The organism is Campylobacter sp. 2457A (genome assembly GCF_020135895.1).
GTDB lineage: Bacteria > Campylobacterota > Campylobacteria > Campylobacterales > Campylobacteraceae > Campylobacter_D > Campylobacter_D taeniopygiae.
Map to the genome: position 1 here is coordinate 1 of NZ_JACHTO010000039.1, position 5,724 is coordinate 5,724.

General features: G+C 29.5%; 5 protein-coding genes. All 5 read left to right on the forward strand.

The window, feature by feature from the left end; translation table 11 throughout:
• The first annotated feature begins 223 nt into the window (after positions 1–223).
• The 5 genes from H2280_RS07905 to oppF are packed head-to-tail and all read left to right on the forward strand — an operon-like array spanning position 224 to position 5,696.
• On the forward strand, positions 224–1,822 hold the full coding sequence (locus tag H2280_RS07905) for an ABC transporter substrate-binding protein (RefSeq protein WP_337216189.1): 1,599 nt from the start codon (positions 224–226) through the stop codon (positions 1,820–1,822).
• A 9-nt stretch (positions 1,823–1,831) separates the two neighbouring features.
• Positions 1,832–2,758: an oligopeptide ABC transporter permease OppB gene (oppB, locus tag H2280_RS07910; RefSeq protein ID WP_337216190.1), complete on the forward strand. Its 927-nt coding sequence runs from the start codon at positions 1,832–1,834 to the stop codon at positions 2,756–2,758.
• 1 nt (position 2,759) lies between these two features.
• Positions 2,760–3,746 carry an oligopeptide ABC transporter permease OppC gene (oppC, locus tag H2280_RS07915; RefSeq protein ID WP_337216191.1) on the forward strand — a complete coding sequence of 329 codons (987 nt, stop codon included), beginning with the start codon at positions 2,760–2,762 and terminating at the stop codon, positions 3,744–3,746.
• Between the two features lies 1 nt (position 3,747).
• Entirely contained in the window at positions 3,748–4,722 is a 975-nt protein-coding gene (locus H2280_RS07920; protein ID WP_337196214.1) for an oligopeptide/dipeptide ABC transporter ATP-binding protein, read from the forward strand.
• Positions 4,719–5,696 carry a murein tripeptide/oligopeptide ABC transporter ATP binding protein OppF gene (oppF, locus tag H2280_RS07925; RefSeq protein ID WP_337216192.1) on the forward strand — a complete coding sequence of 326 codons (978 nt, stop codon included), beginning with the start codon at positions 4,719–4,721 and terminating at the stop codon, positions 5,694–5,696. The genes H2280_RS07920 and oppF overlap by 4 nt, the downstream gene beginning before the upstream one ends.
• Positions 5,697–5,724 lie beyond the last annotated feature (28 nt).

The window sequence follows — 5,724 nt, forward strand, 5'->3', positions numbered from 1 at the left end:
AGTTTTTATCTTCTAAGTTATATTTTTGATTTAAATAATTATCCAAGTATTTTTCTTAATCTGTATAGTTTTGATTTTTATGTAAAATTTGTTTCTTTTTGTAACTTATTTTTTTAAATAAGTTACAAAAAAATAAGTTAGAAAAAAAATAAGTTAAATAAAAGTATTGATAAGATATTCTGAATCTGATAAAAATAATTTTTTAGTTTTTAAGGAATAAACTATGAAAAAGTTTGCTTTTATTTTATTTTATTTTTATTTTTGTAATTTTTTACAAGCAGAAGACAAACTTGATAAAGAACAAGTTTTTACTTTTAATGCTGGTGTTGCTCCTCAATCTCTAGATCCAGCTAAAATCGACGGTTCTCCCGAAGGTATTTTTATAAGAAATTTGTTTGAAACTTTGCTTATTTCCGATAAGAATGATAAACCTGCACCTGGTGTAGCTTTGACTTGGTCTCATAGTGATGATTATAAAACTTGGACTTTTAATCTCAGAAAAGATGCTAAATGGTCTAATGGAGATAAGGTAACAGCTAATGATTTTGTTTTTGCTTGGAGAAGGTTGGTTGATCCTAAAACTGCTTCGCCTTATGCTTCTTTTTTGAATTATATGAAACTTAAAAATTCTTCAGCTATCATAAACGGTGAGATGAATCCAGATCAATTAGGAGTTGAAGCTAAAGATGATTACACTTTAATTTTACATTTGGAAAGCCCCGTTCCTTTTGCAGATCTTTTAACTCAGTTTTATGTTCTTTCTCCGGTTCCGAAAAAAGTTGTAGAAAAATTTGGTGATTCTTGGAGTGAACCAAAAAATATAGTAGGTAATGGAGCTTTTAAGCTCGATTCATTTGTTGTTAATGAAGAAGCTGTTTTATCTAAAAATCCTTACTATTGGAATATTGCAAAGGTAATGCTTAATAAGGTGATTCTTTTGCAAATTCAGAATGATTCTGTTGCTTATACGCGTTATAGAACAGGGAATTTGGATATTAGTCAATTCCCTTTGGAGCTTTTAGATAAAGTAAAAAAAGAATATTCTAATGAATTAAAAATTGGACTTCAGTTATGTACTTATTATTATGAATTAAATATTAAAAACCCACCTTTTAATAATAATAAAGTTCGCCAAGCACTTTCTATGGCTTTGGACAGAAATATTATTACAGATCAGGTTTTAAGACAAGGTCAAATTCCTGCTTTTACCTTCTCTCCTCCTGTAATCAATGCGGCTGAATTAATCACTCCTCCAGAATGGTCTAAATGGGATAGTAGTAAACGTCATCAAGAGGCTATAAAACTTTTAAATGAAGCAGGATATAATCAAAATAATCCTTTAAACTTTACTCTCTTGTATAACACAAATGAAAATCATAAAAAATTAGCAATAGCTGCTTCTTCTATATGGAAGAAAAATTTAGGAGGCATTGTAAATGTTAAACTTCAAAATCAAGAGTGGAAATCTTTTTTATCTACTAGACGTTTGGGCCAACAACAAATGGCTAGAGCTGGTTGGTGTTCGGATTATAATGAAGCAAGTAGTTTTTTAAATATATTTTTATCAAATTCTTCAAACAATACTTCAGGATTTAAAAGTGAAGAATATGACAAAGCTATTAGTTTAGCATATAAGGCAAAAACGGAAAAAGAAAGGGCACAATTTTATGCGGAAGCTGAAAAGATTTTATATGATAATAATGTTATAATACCTATTTATTTTTATACGACGAGTTATCTTGTTAAACCTTATGTAAAAGGCTTTAAAATACAACCTTCTCAAAATAATTATTTTAAAGATATTTATATATTAGAACATTGAGGTTTATAAGTGTTAAAATTTATATTTTCTAGATTTTTGCAAGCAATTCCTACTTTATTTATTCTTGTTACAATTTCTTTTTTCTTAATGAGATTAGCTCCAGGTAGTCCTTTTATGGGTGAAAGAGCTTATCCTCCTGAAGTGATGAAAAATATCAATGCTAAATATGGTTTAGATAAACCTTTAATAGTTCAATATGGCATTTATCTTAAAAATTTAGCACAAGGAGATTTTGGACCAAGTTTTGTTTATAAGGATTTATCTGTGAATGATCTTTTAGCTCAGTCTTTTCCTGTTTCGATTATTTTAGGTGTAATAGCTTTTATTTTATCTGTATTTACAGGGGTTGGAATAGGTACTATAGCAGCTTTGAAGCAAAACAGTATTTTAGATTATTGTGTTATGGCTTTTACGATGATAGGAGTTGTTTTGCCTAGTTTTATTATAGCTCCTTTACTCGTATTAATTTTTTCTATAAAATTAGAATTATTACCTTCAGGGGGTTGGAATAATGGAGAAATTCGATATCTAATCTTACCTGTATTAGCTTTGTGTATAGTTTATGTTGCAACTATTTCTAGAATTACTAGAAGTTCTATGATTGAAATTTTACATTCTGATTTTATAAGAACAGCTAAATCCAAAGGTTTATCCTCTTCGAGGATTTTATTTTATCATGCTTTAAGACCGGCACTTATACCCGTAATTTCTTATCTGTCTCCTGCTTTTGTGGGTATTATAACAGGCTCTGTAGTAATAGAAAGTTTTTTTACTATACCGGGTGTAGGTCAACTTTTTGTTAATGGAGCTTTGAATAGAGATTATTCTTTAGTGCTTTCTTTAACAATTATTGTTGGAGTTCTTACTATATTTTTTAATGCTATTGTTGATATTATTTATGTTTTTTTAGACCCTAAAATAAAAATTAAGGCTTAAAATGAAATTATTTAATACACATAATTTAAAGCAATTGGTTCAAGAATTTGAAGAAGATTTGAACTATAACTTAGAAGATCTTAGAAGAAATTGGGAAAGTCAGCAGATATATCCACAACTTTTAAATCAAAGAGAAATTAAAGGAAGAAGTCTTTGGCAAAATGCTATGAGAAAGTTTTTTTGCAACAAAGCTGCTGTGATAAGTTTAGTTTTGATTATTTTGGTTATTTTATTTTCTTTTTTTGGTTCAGCCTTATCCAAATATACTTATGATGATACCGATTTTTCTTTAATTGCCTCTTCTCCTAGTTTGGAAAATGGCCATTATTTTGGAACAGATAATTCAGGTCGAGATTTATTTGTAAGAGTAGCTATAGGCGGTAAGATTTCTTTGCTTGTTGGTATTACTGGTGCTTTGATGGCTATTATTATAGGTATTATTTATGGAGCAATTTCTGGATATTTTGGTGGAAAAGTGGATATGATCATGATGAGAATTTTAGAAATTTTTTCCGCTTTGCCTTTTATGTTTTTAGTTATTCTTTTAGTTACATTTTTTGGACAAAGTATATTTTTAATTTTTATTGCTATTGGAGCTGTTAGTTGGCTTGATATAGCAAGAATAGTAAGGGGGCAAACTTTAAGTCTTAAAAATAAAGAATTTATTCAAGCTGCTTTAGTTTGTGGAGTGAGTGCAAAAGATATTATCTTAAAACATATAGTGCCTAATTTATTAGGTTTGGTAGTTGTTTATGCTTCTTTGTTGGTTCCAGGAATGATACTTTTTGAATCCTTTTTAAGTTTTTTGGGTTTAGGGGTCCAAGAACCTTTAACTTCTTGGGGTTCTTTAATGAATGATGGAGTGAGTTCCATGGAACAAACCCCTTGGTTAGTCGGATTCCCTTCGACATTTTTGGTAATTACTTTATTTTGTTTTAATTTTATAGGAGATGGTCTAAGAGATGCTTTAGATCCGAAAGAAAGATAAGATGTTGTTAGAAGTTAAAAATTTACAGGTTAGTTTTAAAACTCCCGATGGTATAGTGAAAGCTGTTAATGATGTGAGTTTTAGCTTAGATGAAGGTCAAACGCTTGGCATAGTAGGCGAATCAGGTTCTGGAAAATCGCAAAGTGTATTTGCTTTAATAGGTTTATTGGCTAAGAATAGCATTATTGGAGGTAGTGTTTTATTTGATGGAGAAGAAATTTTAAACTTAAATCCTAAGGCTATGAATAAATTACGTTCGGAAAAAATATCTATCATTTTTCAAGATTCGATGACCTCTTTAAATCCTTATATGAAATTGGGAGATCAGCTTATAGAGGTTTTGACCGTTCATAAGGGAATGGAATATAAAAAAGCTTTCATCGAAAGTGTTCATATGTTAGAAGCTGTAAAAATTTCTGAAGCTAAAAATAGAATGAAAATGTATCCTCATGAGCTTTCAGGTGGTATGAGACAGAGAGTCATGATTGCTATGGCACTTTTATGTAAACCTAAGCTTTTAATCGCTGATGAGCCAACAACAGCTTTAGATGTTACAGTTCAAGCACAAATTATGACATTACTAAAAGAATTGCAAAAAGAATTCAACATGGCTATTATCTTAATCACTCATGATTTAGGAGTCGTTGCTGGAACTTGTGATAATGTTTTAGTTATGTATGCAGGCAGGGTGATGGAATATGCCAAGGTAGAAGATATTTTTTATCGTCCTACACATCCTTATACTTTGGGACTTATGAAAACTATTCCACGTTTAGACTTAGAGCAAAAAGAACTAGAATTAATTCCAGATAATCCACCAGATTTATTAAATTTGCCAAAAGGTTGTTCTTTTGCTCCAAGATGTTCTTTTGCAAAAGAAATTTGTTTAAAAAACCCTATTCTTGAAGAAGTTGGTTTTCATAGAAAAAGAGCTTGTTTTGCGCCAATAAATTTAGTTTTAAAGGATTATAAATGAAAGAGTTGCTTTTAGAAACTAAAGATTTAAGTGTATTTTATACAATCAGAAAAAATGAAGGTTTTTTTAGAAATAAAGTAACAAAAATGAAAGTTATTGACAAAATGAATTTAAAACTTTATCGAGGAGAAACTTTAGGTATAGTGGGTGAATCAGGATGTGGTAAATCTTCATTAGCTAAGGCTATTTTAGGATTAAATAAAGATTTAGATGGTGATATATTATGGATGGGCAAGAGTCTTAAAAATCAGAATAATAGAGAATGGAAAAATATAAGAAAAGATATACAAATGATTTTTCAAGATCCTTTAGCTTCTCTTAATCCTCGTATGACTATAGGAGATATTATTGCAGAACCTTTAAAGGTTCATTTTCCATATATGAATACCAAAGAAATTAAAGAAAAAGTTTTACAAATAATGCAAAAAGTATCTTTGATTCCAAGTTTAATTAATCGTTATCCGCACGAATTTTCAGGAGGACAATGCCAAAGAATAGGAATAGCTAGAGCATTAATTTTAGAACCTAAATTAATAGTGTGTGATGAGCCAGTTTCGGCTTTAGATGTCTCTATACAAGCCCAAGTAGTTAATTTACTTAAAGAGATACAAAGACAAACTCAATTATCTTTAATTTTCATTGCTCATGATTTGTCTATAGTTAAACATATTTCAGATAGAATTTTAGTTATGTATTTGGGAAATATTGTTGAAATCGCGGATTATCAAAAAATTTATAGCAATACAAAACATCCTTATACCAAAGCCTTGATATCAGCCATACCAATACCAGATCCGAAAATTCAAAAAAATAAAGAAATTCAACTTCTAGAGGGAGAATTGCCTTCTCCTATTAATCCTCCAAGCGGTTGCGTTTTTAGAACTCGTTGCCCTATAGCTAGTAATATATGTATTAAGAATAAACCTGAATTTAAGTGCAAGGATAATCATTTTTATGCTTGCTTTAATATATAATAAAATTTTAGTCTATAAATTTTTATTT